General features: G+C 40.7%; 20 protein-coding genes and 1 pseudogene. 20 read left to right on the top strand and 1 reads right to left on the bottom strand.

All coding sequences use genetic code 11. The features are described 5' to 3' along the window. Window positions 1-79 precede the first annotated feature (79 nt). From B4Z47_RS01645 to B4Z47_RS01550, 20 genes and pseudogenes are all read left to right on the top strand, one after another. The gene (locus B4Z47_RS01645) at window positions 80-481 is read left to right on the top strand and encodes a hypothetical protein (RefSeq protein WP_201638978.1); all 402 of its coding nucleotides are present in this window, start codon (window positions 80-82) and stop codon (window positions 479-481) included. An 82-nt stretch (window positions 482-563) separates the two neighbouring features. Next, a complete protein-coding gene (locus B4Z47_RS01640; protein WP_046675411.1) occupies window positions 564-908 on the top strand; it encodes a hydrogenase maturation nickel metallochaperone HypA in 345 nt (114 codons plus the stop codon). An 11-nt stretch (window positions 909-919) separates the two neighbouring features. Further along, a complete protein-coding gene (hypB, locus tag B4Z47_RS01635; RefSeq protein WP_112376082.1) occupies window positions 920-1648 on the top strand; it encodes a hydrogenase nickel incorporation protein HypB in 729 nt (242 codons plus the stop codon). 154 nt (window positions 1649-1802) lie between these two features. Further along, a complete protein-coding gene (locus B4Z47_RS01630; protein WP_112376083.1) occupies window positions 1803-2333 on the top strand; it encodes an urease accessory protein UreE in 531 nt (176 codons plus the stop codon). Then, window positions 2334-3335: an ABC transporter substrate-binding protein gene (locus B4Z47_RS01625; protein ID WP_201638979.1), complete on the top strand. Its 1002-nt coding sequence runs from the start codon at window positions 2334-2336 to the stop codon at window positions 3333-3335. Beyond that, a complete protein-coding gene (locus B4Z47_RS01620; RefSeq protein ID WP_236586027.1) occupies window positions 3332-4348 on the top strand; it encodes a FecCD family ABC transporter permease in 1017 nt (338 codons plus the stop codon). The genes B4Z47_RS01625 and B4Z47_RS01620 overlap by 4 nt, the downstream gene beginning before the upstream one ends. Then, window positions 4345-5187 carry an ABC transporter ATP-binding protein gene (locus B4Z47_RS01615; RefSeq protein WP_070567887.1) on the top strand — a complete coding sequence of 281 codons (843 nt, stop codon included), beginning with the start codon at window positions 4345-4347 and terminating at the stop codon, window positions 5185-5187. Before B4Z47_RS01620 ends, B4Z47_RS01615 begins: the two co-directional genes overlap by 4 nt. 94 nt (window positions 5188-5281) lie before the next feature. Next, window positions 5282-5875, top strand: a complete 594-nt coding sequence (locus tag B4Z47_RS01610; protein WP_236586028.1) for a GNAT family N-acetyltransferase — start codon at window positions 5282-5284, stop codon at window positions 5873-5875. After that, window positions 5820-8354: a TonB-dependent receptor gene (locus B4Z47_RS01605; RefSeq protein WP_254667738.1), complete on the top strand. Its 2535-nt coding sequence runs from the start codon at window positions 5820-5822 to the stop codon at window positions 8352-8354. Before B4Z47_RS01610 ends, B4Z47_RS01605 begins: the two co-directional genes overlap by 56 nt. A gap of 186 nt (window positions 8355-8540) precedes the next feature. Continuing rightward, on the top strand, window positions 8541-8891 hold the full coding sequence (locus B4Z47_RS01600) for a hypothetical protein (RefSeq protein WP_070567885.1): 351 nt from the start codon (window positions 8541-8543) through the stop codon (window positions 8889-8891). A 176-nt stretch (window positions 8892-9067) separates the two neighbouring features. Continuing rightward, window positions 9068-9370, top strand: a complete 303-nt coding sequence (gene ureA, locus B4Z47_RS01595; RefSeq protein WP_070567883.1) for an urease subunit gamma — start codon at window positions 9068-9070, stop codon at window positions 9368-9370. Between the two features lie 18 nt (window positions 9371-9388). Beyond that, window positions 9389-9694: pseudogene (gene ureB, locus B4Z47_RS01590) on the top strand (urease subunit beta); the annotation flags it as partial. Window positions 9695-9759: 65 nt separating this feature from the next. Then, window positions 9760-11481 (top strand): urease subunit alpha, encoded by a 1722-nt coding sequence (gene ureC / locus B4Z47_RS01585; protein WP_070567879.1) that lies wholly within the window; start codon window positions 9760-9762, stop codon window positions 11479-11481. Between the two features lie 158 nt (window positions 11482-11639). Beyond that, the gene (locus B4Z47_RS01580) at window positions 11640-12227 is read left to right on the top strand and encodes a hypothetical protein (RefSeq protein ID WP_139145037.1); all 588 of its coding nucleotides are present in this window, start codon (window positions 11640-11642) and stop codon (window positions 12225-12227) included. A 3-nt stretch (window positions 12228-12230) separates the two neighbouring features. Then, entirely contained in the window at window positions 12231-12806 is a 576-nt protein-coding gene (locus tag B4Z47_RS01575) for an urease accessory protein UreE (RefSeq protein WP_070567875.1), read from the top strand. Between the two features lie 42 nt (window positions 12807-12848). Then, window positions 12849-13538 carry an urease accessory protein UreF gene (locus B4Z47_RS01570; protein ID WP_070567872.1) on the top strand — a complete coding sequence of 230 codons (690 nt, stop codon included), beginning with the start codon at window positions 12849-12851 and terminating at the stop codon, window positions 13536-13538. A gap of 12 nt (window positions 13539-13550) precedes the next feature. Then, a complete protein-coding gene (gene ureG, locus B4Z47_RS01565) occupies window positions 13551-14189 on the top strand; it encodes an urease accessory protein UreG (protein WP_046675418.1) in 639 nt (212 codons plus the stop codon). A gap of 2 nt (window positions 14190-14191) precedes the next feature. Continuing rightward, on the top strand, window positions 14192-14989 hold the full coding sequence (locus B4Z47_RS01560; RefSeq protein ID WP_070567870.1) for an urease accessory protein UreD: 798 nt from the start codon (window positions 14192-14194) through the stop codon (window positions 14987-14989). Window positions 14990-14999: 10 nt separating this feature from the next. Then, a complete protein-coding gene (locus tag B4Z47_RS01555; RefSeq protein WP_070567868.1) occupies window positions 15000-15890 on the top strand; it encodes an urea transporter in 891 nt (296 codons plus the stop codon). 28 nt (window positions 15891-15918) lie between these two features. Further along, window positions 15919-16725, top strand: coding sequence for a DUF2490 domain-containing protein (locus tag B4Z47_RS01550; protein ID WP_083296038.1), 807 nt, complete (start codon window positions 15919-15921; stop codon window positions 16723-16725). Here B4Z47_RS01550 and B4Z47_RS01545 read toward each other — a convergent pair. After that, window positions 16722-17609 (bottom strand): helix-turn-helix domain-containing protein, encoded by an 888-nt coding sequence (locus B4Z47_RS01545; protein ID WP_070567866.1) that lies wholly within the window; start codon window positions 17607-17609, stop codon window positions 16722-16724. The two genes, B4Z47_RS01550 and B4Z47_RS01545, sit on opposite strands and share 4 nt — an antisense overlap. Between the last annotated feature and the right edge of the window lie 37 nt (window positions 17610-17646).

Below are 17646 nucleotides of genomic sequence, written 5' to 3'. Positions count from 1 at the left end.
TGCTACTTTTTCTTCTTTGATCGGTAGTAACTTTGTAATGGTTTCAAAGGAATCTTTGATACATTGTTAGGTTAAAGCTATGTGGAAGCACTTTATTTTTCTGTTTGCAGCACTGTTGTTATCATTTAAGAATTTAAATGCAAACAGTCTTGTACTGAAAAGTGAAAGTGTCGAATCCCAGTTTTTATCTGCAAAAAATCCTTCCAACAATGCGGACCATACACACATCGTCCATTTTCATAAAGATCATAGTCAATTTTGTTCGCTTTACCCATCGCTTCAATCCATTGTTGCGGAATTGGACGCCGAAGTGGCACAAGATTGGTTGATGGAGCGTTGGTTGGTTACGGTTGATTTGCTATGGCATGAACTTCTGCCATCCCCACAACAGAAAGATTATCGGTATGAACATACCCTTGATCTAGAGCATATACCCATCGCTCGATTTTTGCTGTTTGAGCAAATCAAAATTCCATGCTAAAGCATACGCTTTTCTTCACATCATACAGGCAAAGAGAACTGTCATTTCTTTTCTAAATTTATTTATTTCTTAAAATATACCAATGCACGAGCTAAGTATAGTAAAGGATATTTTTGATACGTTGACCTCGCATTATGAGGCTAGGGTAGATGATATTCAAAAAATTCAGGTCACAGCAGGATTGTTATCCAACGTCCAGCCTGTATTGATCCAAAATGCATTTGATGCTTTTATTGCTGAAAATACGCAATACCAAGATATGGAAATGGAAGTCGTTGTAAACGATATCATTGCATATTGTGAACATTGTCAGAAAAATTTTCCGGTTCATTTTCATCGATTTGTATGTGATTGCGGACAGGCTTCTAGTACAATTGTTCAAGGGAATGAACTCTATATATCAAAAGTAATTTTTAAACAAGACTAATATCGTTTATCATGTCAGACAATACTTCAAATCCTAAAAGTTTAGGTAACCGTGTAGGTTCGGTTCAATGTGAAAATACAACGCTACATTTATTAAAAGCAAATGATTTTGTCGCAAAAGCCATCCGCGATAGACTGAAAGACGTTTGTGTGATCAATGTATGTTCTTCTCCGGGTTCGGGTAAAACTACCTTGATGCAAGAAACGGGAAAACGTTTGGCCAAAGATCTGAATATTGCTGTTTTGGTGGGTGATCCGGAAACCGAACGTGATGCGGTTCGTATGCGTGAGGTAGGCATTAATGCATTGCAGATTGTCACTGGTGGAATGTGTCATATTGAGGCACAAATGATCTTACAAGCCCTGGATCATATCGATATCGAAGGAATAGACCTGTTGTTTATTGAGAACGTCGGGAATTTATTGTGTCCATCAGCGTTTGATTTGGGTGAAGATTACCGCGTGACCTTATTGGCGACCACAGAAGGGGACGATAAACCGAAAAAATACCCACGTATGTTTTTAACAAGCGAATTGATGTTGGTTTCCAAAGCTGATTTACTGCCATATGTACCTTTCTCGGTAGATGCGGTAACGAAAGATGCGCGCGAGGTGAACCCCAATTTGGAAGTTATTACAATCAGTACATTAAATGGTGACGGTCTTGATACCTGGTGTGATTGGTTGAAAGAAAGAGTTCAGGCGAAAAAAGATCAATATAAGGCGCTTGAAGTAAAATAACGGCCAATTGATAAAAGAGTGGTATAGCAATGATCCGCGCTTCATTGTTATACTGTATATGTTGACATGTTATTTGTGTTTAGAGGAAATAGATTTGACGGAGAACGAAACTGTGTCAGTGCCGTTAACGAAATGAAGAAGATAGGTTTACAATATGAATGAGCTACCCGTACCAATAGATAAAATTGTAGCAAAGCATGAGTTTGCTCTTAGTGAAGTCGATCAAGTGTATCTTGAATGGTATGAAGTCCACAAAAGGCGCCTAACACGCAATACAACGGGCGGAAAGACAATCTTTATGCAATTGGAGCAAGGTGCGGAATGGCATCATGGCGATGCTTTATTTCATCAGGAAACGCTACAGGCGATCCTGGTTGTCAAGCCTACGTTGACCATAAGATTCAATCCAATAGATTTGGTGCAGCTTGCAGATTTTGGTTATTTTATTGGAAACAGACATCTGCCCATATTCAACGTAACAGATGCCCAATCACTTCGTCTTCCTTACGATGGACGGCTCTATGAGCAGGTCCTGGCAAAGTATGGAACCTCGATTCAATTGGAGGAAGCCTTACTGTTATCCGAGAATTTGATTCGACTGCAGGCGAGAAATAAAAAGAAAGCAGATTTAAGCGGAACAGATGAACATGTTGATCCGCGTAAGCAAATCCTAAAAAATAAGTAGATGAAAGTGAATCGTATTATACCTGTATTGCTTTTGGCATGTTTGTGTTTGGTGAGCGCCTGCCAAAATCGGCAAGCAGGTGCGGTCAGCAATCAAGTGAAAGCTGTCGACAGCCGTGGAAAAGAAGTGGTATTAGCGCATACGGCACAACGTGTGGTTGTATTATTTCCGTCCCTTGTTGATGAAGTCTACATGTTGGGTGCTGAAAATAGCCTTGTTGGTATTCCTGAACAGGTTTATCAGGTCGAAGATACCTATAAGTTTTTATCCAAATTGGATGATAGGATCGCAAAAAAAACACTGGCGACACCTACTTTCGCAGGCCAGGCAAATAATGTGGAAAGCATAGTGAGCTTAAACCCTGACCTTGTTTTGACATTCAATACCGATCAGGATAATATTTCCCAACTAGAAGATCTTGGAATTCCAGTGTTCACTTTTTCTTCGCAGGATGAAAAAAGTATTTTTAATGAACTGACAGGGATGGGAGCATTACTCGGAAAGAAAGCGCGAGCGGAAGAAATTGTTCAGTTTGTTTCGGCGGAGATCAAAAAAATGACTGCTCCCAAGGATCAAATACAGAAGAAGGTTTATTACGCTTGGTCTAAAGGTCGGGTACTTTCGACATCCGGTCGTGGTAGTTTGATTGATATGGCGATCCGCCTTTCGGGCGCAGCTAACGCCTGTCCGTTGGAAATGGAAGCCCCAAATGTCGGCGCAGAGACAATTTATAAATGGAATCCGGACCTCATTATTCTTTGGAATTCTACATTGGCAGACGTCTATAACTTAAAGGAACTCGCGGCCTTACCTGCAGTGCGAAATAAACAGGTATTTGTGATGTCACCGTCGTTTCCATTCGACCCACATACCGTCAAATTTATGCTTTTTGCCAAACAGATAAGGCATTGGTGTTTTTCGGATTATACGAAACAGCAACTTGACCAGGATATGGCTATCGCTTTTGAAAAACTTTACGGTAAAGCAGGATTACTTCAATGATGCATCAATTAAAAAAGCTGTTATTGCTCGTTGTTCTGCCATTGTTGGTTTTATTGTTTTCCCTATTGGTGGGCTCAAGCCAGAACATTGGTTTTGTTGAGCTCTGCCAACGCATTGGATCGGAAGTGGGGGGATATTTAGGTCACCCTACTGCGGTATTGAAGGATAATATGGATACGATATTGTGGCAGGTACGTTTACCACGGATTCTGCTGACCTTTATGGTCGGAGCTGCTCTAGCGTCTTCTGGCGGAATCTTGCAGGCCATTTTTAGGAATCCAATCGTTGATCCCTTTACATTGGGTATTTCTTCGGGATCTGCTTTTGGGGCTGCATTGGCTATGTTGTTTCCGCTATTGCCGGTCAATATATCCGCATTTTTGTTTGGTGTATGTGCTGTGGGCTTGACTTATTTTGTTTCAAATGCTGGTTTGAAAACCTCGATTATTGGGATGGTATTGGCAGGAATGGTTATTTCCGGTGTATTTACAGCCATGTTAACCTTGTTGCAATACATCAGTGATCCCTATAAATTACAAGCTATTGTACAATGGACAATGGGGAATCTGCATACGGCCTCCTGGTCGAAAGTACAGCATGCTTTTCTGCCGATAACGATAGGATTGGCTATCCTGATCCTGTTTCGTTGGAAGCTGAATCTTTTAGCCTTGGGCGATCAAGAAGCAATTGCTGTTGGCGTCAATCCGAAAATATTGAAGCTGGGATTTATTGCTGTAGCTACACTAATTACAGCATCAGCCGTTGCAGCTGTAGGGGTAATAAGTCTATTTGGATTAATTGTTCCACACATCAGCCGGATGATCTTTGGCCCCAATAACAATATTGTTGTGTGGGCAAATATCAGTATTGGTGGTACTTTTCTTCTACTGATCGATGATTTTTCTAGGGCGGTCATGCCATTTGAAATTCCGATCGGTGTATTTACAATGATTATTGGCGCTCCCTTGTTTATTTACCTGATGCGTCGTAATGAAATCAACTGGAATTCATGAGTAATTCGATTCATATCAACAACCTTTCTTTTGCCTACGGTAAGGATATCATTTTAAATGATGTAACCATGTCATTCCCAAAAGGAAAGCTTTCTGTTATTCTCGGTCGGAATGGAAGTGGTAAATCTACGCTGTTCAATATTATTGCAGGGCTGGAAAAAAAATATGATGGATCGGTTCTTATTAATGAAACGGAGCGTCGCAATTGGAAGGTTGGTCGGGCTAATTCATTGAAATTGGGTTTTCTGAACCAGTTCCATCAGACCACATTTCCTTTTAGCGTTGTTGATGTTATTCTGACGGGACGGGCTTCATTTTCTCGTTTTTCACCAAGTAAAGAAGACTTCGAGGCAGTAGAACAGATCTTGGATAAATTTAACCTCACACACTTAAAGGACAAACCCTATACGTCGTTGTCTGGAGGGGAGCGACAATTGGTGTTACTATGTCGGGTATTGGTACAGCAACCTGATTTATTATTGCTTGATGAGCCTACGAATCATTTGGATCTGAAATATCAGATTGCGGTTCTGCAGACCGCCAAAGAGCTGGTCAAGGAGGGGACAACCGTGTTATGTGTAATGCACGACCCTAACATGGCGTTTCTTTTTGGTGATCAGTTTTATCTGATGAAAGACAATAGGCTCGTGGACCTCCATGGTCTGGATCGGGAACAAGTAAGAAATTTATTGGAACAGACCTATCAACTTCCTTTGATTAGTTTGGAAAATCAAAAGAAATGGATGTTTGTTCCGATGCTGAGTGGTGCTGCGGCATTTGAACCCATTGAGGGGGCAGAACATAGTCCAGCAACCGTCACTGAGCTGAATACACCCTGATGAAGTGTGGAGTAAGCGCCTTTGTAAAAACATCATGGTTTGTAGGTGAAATGCCCAGTTTACGGGGCGATTATTTTAAAATAGCGATAACACTATGAATATATTTAAAGACAGTGGTCATATATTGATTGAAAATAAACGGATGAGTAAGGGATCTCTTCCCACTCAACCTCAGTTGAAAAATATAACCATATCTCGTGTTGAAGAGGAGGATATTGATGTCGTATTACCTTATGTCATTGAATTTCGGAAACAGTTGTTTCCGATGTTGGATTCCAATAAGCTTCCTAAGGATCTACTCGCATTTTCAGCAGTGTATCTTGAGGCTGAAGCTGCTGCATTCTTGCAGGCAAAAGATCATCGGGGTAATTTGATCGGCGTGGTTGGTATGTCGGCTTATGACTACCGTTTTCCGCATTTGGATATAGACAGAAGGAAAACGGTGGAAGTTGCCCGGCTTTTTGTGGATCCGAGTTACCGTAGGTCAGGTTTAGGAACAGCCTTGTTCAAAAGTTTGGTCGCTGTAGCTAAGGAGAAAAGTATAGAAAGGCTTTATTTACATACGCACCCATTCTTGACAGGAGCCTATGAGTTTTGGGGAAAACAAGGCTTTCAATTAAAGGACTATTGTAATGAATCGAATTTTCCAACGATACACATGGAATTATTCGTTGATCGTATTGCTTAAACCCAATTTGGGTAATCCAAAAAAAAGAAAAATTATTCTAATGAACAACATGATGAAAGCGCTAGCTTTCGCTTTATTGACAAGCGCTTCCGTACCGGGAGCCGTATATGCACAACAAGGTGTAGCATTATTTGGAAAAATTCAGGATGAAAACGGTGATCCCATCGCTGGGGTTACACTGACCTTAGTCGATGGACAACAACAGACAAGTTCTAATGCTCAGGGCGAATTTAGTTTTACCGGAATAATTTCCTTTCCTGTACAGTTACGTGCAGATGCAATTGGGTATAAGCCTGTATTGCTGGATTTGAACGCCGCTAGCTGGAATGCAAAAAAAGGAGTTCGATTACTGATGGTGGCCGGTGATAATACCTTGGATGAGGTATTGGTAACAGGTAGACGCAACAATTCTTATCTGACAAACGACATGGAGTTGGGCGGAAAATTTGCTGGAAAATTAAAAGATCTTCCACAATCTGTTGCTGTTTTAAGTAAGGAATTTATAGAGGATAAGCAGGCATTCACCACAGGGGCATTGGTTCAGGATTTGGCTGGTGTGACCGAAGCATCTTCCTATGATGATGTTGTCATTCGTGGCTTTAAAAGCGGTTATGAAACGGGTGTACGGCTTGTCAATGGCTTACGCTCGGGGTATGGTTATGGTAACAGTTATTATAATTCTCCCTTAACAATCAATCTTGAAAATATCGAGGTTTTGAAAGGGCCAGGAGCATCTTTGTTTGGAGATATCGTACCGGGTGGTACAATTAATATGACGACCAAGAAGCCTTTGGAAGATTTTAGAGGGAATGTGAATTTTTCAGGTGGTAGTTTTGAAACGATGCGAACAACTGTGGATCTCGGTGGACCTCTGGACAGTGCCAAACGTATTTTATATCGTTTTAATGCGGGTTACGAAGATACAAAGACTTTCCGCGATGTAAATCGCCAGAAACGAATCATGGTGGCTCCTTCGTTCACCTTTAAACCAGCTGAGGGCACGGTGGTGGATATTGATATGGTGTATAATCAGTTCAACGGTTATCTTGATCGGGGAATGGGTATTAAGGAAAATAACTTTTATGCTTTGCCAAGATCATTTACGTTGAGCCAGCCTTCCGATTTTTATAATTCCAAGACTTTTTCGTTAAGCGGCCGCTTGTCTCAGCGTCTGGCAGAACATGTTAGTTTGAATCTGAGCTACATGAAATCCATCTATCAGGAGGATGTCAACGAACATCGGACAATGAACACCTTTGCTGATGCGCCACATAATACCATTATGAATATGCGTTTTTTTGATCGTCATGGACGTGACTATACAGATAATGTTGTGGGTTATGTTAAGTGGGATCTTTTGGGCGATAGAGTCGATCAGCATTTTGTTGCAGGAGTTGATTTTGCACAATATCGGGGCGACAAAGAAAATCAATTGCGGGAGGCGCGGCAGCAAACTGTAGATGGCAAAGTCGTCCCGTTGACTTTTGATTTGAACAATCCCACTTATACCACGCATGATCTAACGAATTATGTGTGGCGCACGGGAGTCGCTTATCCTTTTTTGAGCCCTTATAAAACAACGGGTAAATATATTCAGGATCAAATCAGCATTGACGAGCGATTGAAACTTATTGTAGGTCTTCGTCATGAGCACTATTCTTCTGAGACACTTGACGGACAAAATCGCTTTCATGCAACGCAAAATGCCTTATTACCTCGTTTTGGTGTAACCTATGGAATCAATAAGCAGATTAACTATTTTGCAAGTTATTCACAAGGATTTGTACCTGTGGGCGCCAATTTTATTCAGAACTATAAAGATTATGGTGCCGATAAACCCTTTGATGCTGAGCGGAGTTTCCAGGTGGAAACGGGGATGAAGGCCGGTTTTTTTAAAGAGCAATTGCAAGTTGATCTATCCTTATTCCGAATTGAACGACGGAATATGCTCATTGCCACAGGGGCTATCAACGATTCAGGGTTGCCGGAGTATAGACAATCTGGCAAAGCGCTATCGCAGGGTGTCGAACTCGATGTGCGTGGGCAGTTGACACGTGAGTTCCAGATTATGGCCAATTATACCTATAGTGATACGGAGGTAAAATCATCTTCTGTTCCTTCTGAAATCGGGCAGTCCCTACCGGGAGCACCTAAAAATATGGCGAGTGCCTGGTTGAAATATGTGTTTTCAGCTAGTACATTAAAAGGTTTGGGTTTTGGTGCCGGTGTTTATTATGTAGATCGTAAAAGGATGGATAACAGTATCGGAAAGGATAGCGAAGGAAATGCACTCTGGGGGCAATGGCCTTCGTATACCACTGTAAATGCTGCTGCCTATTACCACATTGGTGCGATGAAAATGGCCTTAAATCTGAACAATGTATTCGATAAATATTACTTTTTAGGTGGTTTTGACTACACGAGAGCCTTTGCTGGTGCACCGCGAAATGTCATGGTATCAGTGGGTTACTCTTTTTAATGCTGAAATAGTAATCTAAAACCGACAAAGCGGGCTTTTTCAACAAATTTGGACTATTTAATTCAAGATTTGTGCTAGTCAAGTAGCCCGCTTTGGTTGTAAATTTGAACAACAAATAATAGTATTGTGAACGCAAGAATGAGGTATAGTTTAATCTTTTTAGTTTTTCTTTTTAGCACCCTGCTCATGAAAGGAATAGCTATGCCATCACATTCTACTGTTCAGCATTTACCCCTCGTCCGCCTAAGTCTGTCTGTATTTCCTTCTCATGTAGATAAAGCTTTAGGACAGTCAGAACGGGAAAATCTGTTAGCCGCGGTTAAAGATCATGATGTCTATGATATCACCGAACAGATGGACCTCAAAGATGAATGGAGCAAGCTGCTCTATTGGGGCGTGCTTTCAATTTGTCTTTTTGTATTCTGTTATCCTGTACGTCTCAAAATTCAGAATAACAGAAGGCCTTATATGGATCGATTGATCCTTCCGCCAAAATATATTCTTTTCCAAAGTTTAAAGATCCCATTTCTGGGGTAAAAATTTCCATTTCTTACAAGGGTTGAGAAAAGACAGACCTTGCGCTGTGTATGGGTGTAATCTGTCCTATTCATCACGATTTTGAACGATTTTTTTAAGTCGTATGACCTTGTCGTGACCTGTACCCACCGTGACTTGTTTTTAATTCGAATAACAACAATTTAAATAATATTTATATGCATTTATTACCTAGAGAGACAGAGAAGCTATTGCTTCATCTTGCCGGCGAACTAGCGAAAAAACGTAAAGCTAGAGGACTTAAATTAAACTATCCGGAGTCTATTGCATTGATCAGTAGTGAACTTTTAGAAGCTGCTCGTGACGGGCGTACTGTTGCCGATTTAATGCAGTTTGGTGCAACATTGTTGACACGTGAAGATGTTATGGAAGGTGTGCCCGAAATGATTCATGATGTACAGATAGAAGCAACATTTCCAGATGGTACAAAACTGGTCACTGTTCATAACCCGATTCGCTAATTGTTAAAAATATAATCTATGATCCCAGGAGAATTTTTTATTGCAGATGGCTATGTGATCTGCAATGAAGGTAGAGAAGTTACAACCATCACTGTGACAAATACAGGTGATAGGCCCATTCAGGTAGGTTCACATTTCCACTTCTTTGAAGTGAACAAAATGATGGAGTTTGATCGCGAGAAAGCTTTTGGTAAGCGCTTAAATATTATCGCAAGTACTGCAGTACGTTTTGAACCAGGCGAATCAAAAGATGTCGAATTGGTTCCGTATGCAGGTGCAAGAAGGATCTATGGCCACAATGATTTGGCAAATGGAGATACCGAAACCGAAGTTGCGAAAGCAAATGCAATGAAAAAAGTAAAAGAACAAGGCTTTAAAAACAAAGTGTTATGAGTTTAAAAGTTAGCAAATTAAATTATAGCGCCATCTTTGGCCCTACAAGTGGAGATAAAATCCGTTTAGGAGATACAGATATCATTATTGAAGTCGAAAAAGACTACGCTTACTATGGCGATGAAGCCAAATTTGGTGGTGGTAAGACCGTGCGTGACGGGATGTGCCAATCTTCCGTTCATACACGTGATGAAGGTACACTGGATATGGTGATCACTGATGCTATTGTTATTGATCACTGGGGTATCGTGAAAGGTGATATTGGTATTAAGGATGGTAAAATTGTTGGTGTTGGTCGTGCTGGAAATCCGGATACCATGGATAATATTACACCAAATATGATTATCGGTGCTTCTACGGAGGTGCATGGTGGATCAGGATACATCTTAACTCCAGGTGGTATTGATACCCATATCCACTATATCAGTCCAACACAAGTTGAAACGGCCTTATATAGTGGTGTTACAACAATGATCGGGGGCGGTACAGGTCCAGCGGATGGAACAAATGCAACTACAGTAACACCGGGTAAATGGAATTTACGCCGCATGTTACAAGCTGTTGAAGATCTTCCAATGAACTTTGGTTTTTTTGGTAAAGGAAACGTTGGTACTGAACAACCTATTGTTGAACAAATTGAAGCTGGTGCCTTAGGTGTTAAAATCCACGAAGATTGGGGTGCTACACCAGCAACAATCGACAGAGCGTTGACGGTTGCTGATCAATATGATGTGCAGGTGGCTATCCATACCGATACGCTGAATGAAGCGGGTTTCTTGGAAGACACGATCCAGGCAATCAACGGACGCGTGATCCATACATTCCATACGGAAGGTGCTGGCGGTGGGCACGCTCCGGATATCATCAAATCTGCGATGTATCCAAATGTATTGCCAGCATCGACAAATCCAACACGTCCATTTACAAAAAATACAATTGACGAGCACTTGGATATGCTGATGGTTTGTCACCACTTGAGCAAAGAAATTCCGGAAGACGTGGCTTTTGCCGATTCTCGTATCCGTCCAGAAACGATTGCAGCTGAGGATGTACTACAAGATCGCGGTGTATTCAGTATCATGAGTTCCGATTCGCAGGCAATGGGACGTGTAGGTGAAGTCATCACACGTACTTGGCAGACTGCAGACAAGATGAAGAAACAAGTAGGTCCATTGCCTGAAGATGAAGGTAAGGACAACGACAATTTCCGTGCACGTCGCTATGTCGCGAAATACACGATCAATCCAGCAATTGCCCACGGTATTTCGAAGTACGTTGGTTCTATCGAGCCTGGTAAAATTGCCGATATGGTGATCTGGCGTCCAGCTTTATTTGGCGCAAAACCAGAAATGATTATTAAAGGCGGGATGATTATCGCTTCAAAAATGGGGGATGCGAATGCTTCTATTCCTACACCACAACCAATCATCTTAAGAACCATGTTTGGCGGTTTAGGTAAAGCCGTTCACCAAACTTGTTTTGACTTTGTCTCTAAAATTTCATTGGAAAAGGGAATTAAAGAAGAGTATAAACTGGAAAGAACCTTACTTGCCGTAGAAAATTGTCGGAATATCTCCAAAAAAGATATGATCCACAATGATGCCACACCTGAAATTATCGTCAATCCAGAGAATTATGAGGTAAGTCTTGACGGCGAGATCTTGCGGTCAAAACCTGTTGATACAGTTTCGTTGGGACAACGATACTTCTTGTTTTAACCCTATAACTACTTTTTATGGCGTGATCCGATGTCACGCCATAAGCTATGAAAAACAATAGGTTGATGAAATCATCATGGGCTTATCAAAAGCGCATAAAAGAGAGGGAATACTGATTGCTCATGATGCTTCATTAAGCTAAAATACGATTTACGCTAATGAAAAATTTGAAGACATTTTTAGGCTGTTGTATAGCAATGGCGTGCTTAACCATACAATCGGCCTATGCGCAAAAGGGAGGTATCATGATTTATGGGGCACTGAATTACCACGAAACAACAGCTGGGCATCAATTTAGTGCCGCTCCGGTGGGTGCTGCTTATTTTTTCACTGACAACATGAATGCGGGGCTAAACTATGGATTCAATTCTGTTAAGGATAAAGCACTGGATTTTACGGATCATTCGCATGAAATAGGACCTTTCTATAGCAATACTTGGCCCCTGAGTGAGCATTTTATGTTAATTGGCCAGGTTGATGTGCATTATTTGTGGGGCGATCAACATGTCGCTACCGGTGGTACTATGGTAGATGGTAAATACAATGGCTATCTATTCAGAGTGTACCCGCTTGTGGGTATCGCCTTGGGAAAAGGTTGGGCATTAAAAGCTAAAGTAGCAGAATTGTCTTATAAAAAGAGAAATAGTAAAGATGCTGCAATTCCCAATGATCACGAACTCATTACGGGAATCAATGGATCTACAGTAGGTTTAGGCTTGTCTAAAAATCTATTTATTAAAAATTAAAAAATGATAATCACGGAAATCACAAGGAATATTCAGGGGGAGCAGATCACTAAGCGTCTCGATTTGCTTGCTATTGAATGGTATGAGTCGACCAAACGTATTCAACGTTTACGTACAGCGGAGGGAATGGATATTGCCGTCAAATTGTTGGGTAATACATCCAGCTTGCAGGATGGTGATGTCTTGTACGAAGACGAAGAGAAAATTGTTGTGGTAACGATCAAACCTTGTGAAGTCATCCGTGTCATGGCAATTGATTTCCTGCGAACTGCTTTTGTAAGCAGCGAAATTGGAAACAAACATTTGCCTCTATTTGTGGAGGCAAATGAATTGCTTATGCCTTATGAACGGTCAATGTACGAATGGTTAACGAAACAAGGATTTGACCCGCAGCGTGGCGAGCGTCAACTTTTACGTCAGCTCAATGCAAATGTCGATCCCAAGCATCATCAGAAGATGAAGTCTTCAACGAAGAATATACCGCTCTTGATCAACGACAAGACCTTCGTGAATTTGCAAGCGGCAACAGCCGGTATCGCTTTAATGCCCAATGATAGAGAAGATTACGCAAGGAGCTGATAAATCCTTGAAGATATATACTTATATAAAAAAATAATGTCAATGAAAAATACATTTCTAGGCAAGTTACTCCATCTCGCAGATCCTACATTACCAATTGGAGGGTTTACCCATTCAAATGGACTGGAGACTTATGTGCAACAGGGCTTGGTCTGTGATAAAGTTACGGCGGACAATTATGTGCGTCATAACCTCTGGTATAATCTGAAGTACAATGATGCTGCTTTGATGAAATTGGCCTATGAAGCAACTTCTTCGCAGGACATGGATGCATTGATCGCGTTAGATCAAGAATGTACAGCATTAAAAAGCCCAAGAGAAATTCGCGATGCCAGTAAAAAACTGGGTGTACGTATTTATAAAATATTCAGTCGTTATCAACAGCAGGATTTTATGCTATCCTGGGGTGAATTAATCCAAAAGAAGGAAGTAGATAGCCATTACTGTTTGATGTATGGCATGTTGGCGTCACTTTTAGAAATTCCTTTGGAAGAAGCATTACATGGCTTTTATTATAATGCCGCCATTACGATGGTGACCAACGCTGTAAAACTTGTGCCATTAGGACAGTTGGATGGCCAAGATATACTTTTTGGTTTACATGATGATATACTTGATCTCTGCAAAGAGACCTTAACCGTTGAACGGAATTTAGTGGGCTTATGCAACATTGGATTTGACATCCGTTGCATGCAACACGAACGATTATATTCTAGAGTTTATATTTCTTAAAAAACAATTAAAATGGAAAATAGAAAATATGTTAAAATAGGGGTTGGTGGTCCAGTAGGGTCTGGTAAGACAGCATTATTGGAACGATTGAGCAGACGGTTGATGAATGAAATTGATCTTGCCGTAATTACGAATGATATTTATACCAAGGAAGATGCGGAATATATGGCCAAAAATAGTTTGCTTCCCCGTGAACGAATTATCGGTGTGGAAACTGGCGGTTGCCCCCATACAGCGATACGGGAAGACGCGAGTATGAATCTCGAAGCTGTAGATGAACTGGCTAGCCGTTTCCCGGATTTGGAGTTGATTTTAATTGAAAGTGGTGGTGATAACCTGACTTCTACTTATAGTCCGGATCTTGCCGATATCACCATTTTTGTCATTGATGTTGCCGAAGGTGAAAAAATGCCGCGTAAAGGTGGGCCGGCAATTACAAGATCAGACCTGTTGTTGATTAATAAAAAAGATTTGGCACCCTATGTGGGCGCAAGCCTAGAAGTGATGGAACATGATGCACGTAAAATGCGTAAAGGTTCTCCATTCCTGTTTTCAAATCTAAAAACCGGCGATGGTTTGGAAGAGATCGTAGGCTGGATTAAAAAATACGCACTCCTTCAAGATATTGAGGAACCTAATTTACTACGTTAATTATGATTTGTTCTTTAGCTATTAAGATAGCACATCGCGAAGGAAAATCCTTTTTAAAAGATGCATATGCGACACAACCGTTTCGTATCGTTCCTGTTGGGCAATATCAAAAAGACAATGCAGCGTACTTGATGATTATGAGTTCATCGCCTGGTTTGTTGGATGGAGATGACCATCGTATTCAAGTTGATATTGCTCCGGGGTCTAAGTTACAGTTACAGACGCAGGCTTACCAGCGTTTGTTTCATATGAAAGGTCATTCGTCCCAAACGATGGAAGTGAATGTAGGCGAAAATGCTGTTTTTTCTTATGTATCCCATCCCGTCGTACCTCAGCATTCGTCTCATTTTTTGAGCCATAACATTGTACATCTTGCTTCAAATTGTCACTTATTGCTGAGTGAAATCGTGACCTGTGGCCGGAAAATGTCCGGTGAAGAGTTTATGTACAATCACTTTCAAAATCTGACAGAATGTTATGTCAATGGTAGGCTCGTGGTGAAGGATAATGTATTGCTTCAGCCAGATCGTATGCCTATACAAGGTCTGGGTATTTTGGAAGGCTATACGCACCAGGGAACGTTGATCTATCTGAATAGTGCCGGCTTGAATCCAAGCGACTGGATCGAGGCTTTCCATGAACAGTACGGGGAAACCAAAGACGTCGCGTTTGGGATTAGCGAATTGCAGCATGACGGTTTTATGGTTCGCGTTTTAGGTAACGGTGCCGAACAGCTTTATCTTCTTTTTAAAGAAATGCAAAGCGCACTATGGGGCAACATATTTTTGAATAACAACTAATTATATTCCAATGAAAAATAACATCCTAGCTTTTATACAAGCTTTTTTTAAAGGATTTGGGCAGATTATGTTACAGGGTAACATTTGGACGGGTATCTTATTTATCGGAGCCATTATTTATGATTCGGCACTTATGGGCTTTGCAGGGGTTCTCGCTAACATCGTAGGCGTACTGACGGCCAAGTTGATGAAATTTGATGAGGATCATATCAATGATGGACTTTTCGGATTTAATGCTACGCTTTACGGTATTGCTTTGGTTTTCTATTTCCAGACAAACGTTTGGGTATGGGGAGCCTTAATCGTAGGATCTGCGTTGACCACCATTTTGATGGGGTTTGCATTAAAGAAGAATCTGCCGGTATTTACATTTCCTTTTATCTTAATTACCTGGATCGCATTGTATGTGTTGAGTATTCCAGAACTGGCCTTGCGGACTGTACCCGAGCATTTTGTTGATATTCAGGAAATGGATGACTTCCTAATTGAAGGCCATGCCTTTGGTCAGGTTATTTTTCAGGGTAGTTTAATTGCTGGATTGATCTTTTTCATCGGGGTTTTCCTGAGCAATCCCATGGGCGCACTTTACGGTTTCGCTGCTGTTATCATCAGTGTTTATATATCGCACCATGGCCATGAATCTGTAGATATGACCAATAATGGCATTTTTAGCTTCAATGCGGTTTTGGTTGGAATTGCCCTAAGCGGCCCCCGCGTTAGAGATGGTGTATATGTTCTAATCGGAACGATTATCGCAACATATTTCGATCATTTTTTGATTCACAACGGATGGACAACATTGACTTTTCCATTTGTTTTTGCGATGTGGGCTATGCACCCTGTCAAACTTATCGATAAATGGTTGGTGAATAGGTTTTCATCAGCTGAAGGGACTTCCTAGTCCTTTTTTGTGAACTAAAATTTTATGTATGTTTAAATTTCGTTTAATAAAACTATTCCCAATAATGCTCTTATTGGGAATTCATGTAAATACGGTGTACGGACAAGTCAGTCCGCCGGGATTAGGAAAAGCAAGGACCGCATCTTGGTCGGTTTTGGGCTTGCGTAGGAAATTAGACAGTGCTGGAACGAAGGAAGCATTGACCTATATTGGTTTGGGAACTAAAAGTACACCCGACGATTCAAATCCATTTCACAAGCAGGCTATTTGGGTGTTAAACCATGAGGTCTATCATAAATTTGCTAAAAATCAACAATATAGTTATGCGTTGAGTTATCGTCGCCAAAACGTTTACGATGAGGCTGCCCCATATCATAACGAAGGTGTTGAGCAAGAGTTTAGGTTGTATGGACGATATGCGTATACATTGACCCTTAATGATCGTTTGAAATGGAAAAATACATTAAGGCAAGAGTTCCGAAAGTTCTTTACAGCCGATTTTCAAAAGACAGAAGAGAATTTTCAATTTAGGACCCGCTTGAAGTCGCAGCTAAATTTCAAAATTTCGGCTAAAAATAAGCAGGAATTGGCGTTGAGCGCTGAAGGACTTTTTGCAATCAGCAAGCTCTACGAACCTGTTAGTACCTGGTCTAGCTTTGGCTATAAAGAGACCCGTTTGGGTTTTTATTACATGACAGATATTCCAAAGACACCTTTGCGATTGGATCTGGGTTATATGAATGACTTAATTAAAGGCTATGACAAAGTAGATTTTGGGGTTCATTATTTAGCCGTAGATTTAATCTGGAATTTACCTTACCGTAAAAAGCATTAGCCCGCCATAAACTTATGTTTCCGATAGTCACTGGGTGAATACCCAGTGATTTTTTTGAATAGCCTGGTGAAATAGGAGGGCGATTGAAATTTCAATTCAAAGGCTATACCGGCAATATCTCTCGTAGCATCCTGCAGCAGAATCTGACTATGTAAGATACTTATTTCACTAATCCATTGCTTCGGAGGTTTATTTGTCGCTTCCTTTACACATTTATTGAGGTAGTTTTCTGAAATATGCAATAAATTGGCGTAGAATAACACGTTTTTATGATCGATATGAAATTTTTGTACATATTCGCGGAAACGGAAAGCAATATCGAGCTGTCGGCTCATCGGCGCCTTAGTCTCTATATCCGATTTTATCACCTTCAATAGGATACACTGCATCATGGATATGCAGACTTCCATTACGCGGCCATCGGTAAAAAGTTCCTCTTCCAATAACATCAACATTTGCTGGATCCAATGTGCTACATGTGGTTTAAGTGTGGTAAAAGGATGGGAATTGAAAAATTTAATATCGTTTATGCCAAGCTCAATATCAGTTACAATTTCATTTTCATAAACCACGAAAAAACCTTCTACATCATCAGAGATTGCCAGCGTAGCCGTAATATTACCTTGTTTGATGTTAATGACTTGATTTTCGGTTAAGGTATAAGATGCGCTTTCGAGATGTTGGGTCAGGGACCCCTTCGTTACAAAAATGAGAAAATTAAACGTCGTACGATAGGGGATGACAGGCATCAGGATACTGCGGAGGTAATTCTCGATTCGATAGACTTGAATTTTATTCTCATTGAATAAATTGTGCTCAGAAACATCCGGTAAAAATAACTTTTTGTACTCGTAATTGTTGATGATCTTAATCGAATTTTTCATAGTTTTAAAGACAACCTACTTACCAATGAAATCAAAA

The organism is Sphingobacterium sp. UBA2610 (assembly GCF_002339225.1).
In the GTDB taxonomy this organism is placed as follows: Bacteria; Bacteroidota; Bacteroidia; order Sphingobacteriales; family Sphingobacteriaceae; genus Sphingobacterium; species Sphingobacterium multivorum.
Note: the sequence above shows the minus strand (reverse complement) of the source record. Positions and strands in the feature narration are given on the sequence as shown.

What these genes read in the sequence shown, in the direction of transcription:
- B4Z47_RS01645 (WP_201638978.1), top strand. Translation starts at nt 80, where the DNA reads ATGTGGAAGCACTTTATTTTTCTGTTTGCAGCACTGTTGTTATCATTT.
- B4Z47_RS01640 (WP_046675411.1), top strand. Translation starts at nt 564, where the DNA reads ATGCACGAGCTAAGTATAGTAAAGGATATTTTTGATACGTTGACCTCG.
- hypB (WP_112376082.1), top strand. Translation starts at nt 920, where the DNA reads ATGTCAGACAATACTTCAAATCCTAAAAGTTTAGGTAACCGTGTAGGT.
- B4Z47_RS01630 (WP_112376083.1), top strand. Translation starts at nt 1,803, where the DNA reads ATGAATGAGCTACCCGTACCAATAGATAAAATTGTAGCAAAGCATGAG.
- B4Z47_RS01625 (WP_201638979.1), top strand. Translation starts at nt 2,334, where the DNA reads ATGAAAGTGAATCGTATTATACCTGTATTGCTTTTGGCATGTTTGTGT.
- B4Z47_RS01620 (WP_236586027.1), top strand. Translation starts at nt 3,332, where the DNA reads ATGATGCATCAATTAAAAAAGCTGTTATTGCTCGTTGTTCTGCCATTG.
- B4Z47_RS01615 (WP_070567887.1), top strand. Translation starts at nt 4,345, where the DNA reads ATGAGTAATTCGATTCATATCAACAACCTTTCTTTTGCCTACGGTAAG.
- B4Z47_RS01610 (WP_236586028.1), top strand. Translation starts at nt 5,282, where the DNA reads ATGAATATATTTAAAGACAGTGGTCATATATTGATTGAAAATAAACGG.
- B4Z47_RS01605 (WP_254667738.1), top strand. Translation starts at nt 5,820, where the DNA reads ATGAATCGAATTTTCCAACGATACACATGGAATTATTCGTTGATCGTA.
- B4Z47_RS01600 (WP_070567885.1), top strand. Translation starts at nt 8,541, where the DNA reads ATGAAAGGAATAGCTATGCCATCACATTCTACTGTTCAGCATTTACCC.
- ureA (WP_070567883.1), top strand. Translation starts at nt 9,068, where the DNA reads ATGCATTTATTACCTAGAGAGACAGAGAAGCTATTGCTTCATCTTGCC.
- ureC (WP_070567879.1), top strand. Translation starts at nt 9,760, where the DNA reads ATGAGTTTAAAAGTTAGCAAATTAAATTATAGCGCCATCTTTGGCCCT.
- B4Z47_RS01580 (WP_139145037.1), top strand. Translation starts at nt 11,640, where the DNA reads ATGAAAAATTTGAAGACATTTTTAGGCTGTTGTATAGCAATGGCGTGC.
- B4Z47_RS01575 (WP_070567875.1), top strand. Translation starts at nt 12,231, where the DNA reads ATGATAATCACGGAAATCACAAGGAATATTCAGGGGGAGCAGATCACT.
- B4Z47_RS01570 (WP_070567872.1), top strand. Translation starts at nt 12,849, where the DNA reads ATGAAAAATACATTTCTAGGCAAGTTACTCCATCTCGCAGATCCTACA.
- ureG (WP_046675418.1), top strand. Translation starts at nt 13,551, where the DNA reads ATGGAAAATAGAAAATATGTTAAAATAGGGGTTGGTGGTCCAGTAGGG.
- B4Z47_RS01560 (WP_070567870.1), top strand. Translation starts at nt 14,192, where the DNA reads ATGATTTGTTCTTTAGCTATTAAGATAGCACATCGCGAAGGAAAATCC.
- B4Z47_RS01555 (WP_070567868.1), top strand. Translation starts at nt 15,000, where the DNA reads ATGAAAAATAACATCCTAGCTTTTATACAAGCTTTTTTTAAAGGATTT.
- B4Z47_RS01550 (WP_083296038.1), top strand. Translation starts at nt 15,919, where the DNA reads ATGTTTAAATTTCGTTTAATAAAACTATTCCCAATAATGCTCTTATTG.
- B4Z47_RS01545 (WP_070567866.1), bottom strand. Translation starts at nt 17,609, where the DNA reads ATGAAAAATTCGATTAAGATCATCAACAATTACGAGTACAAAAAGTTA.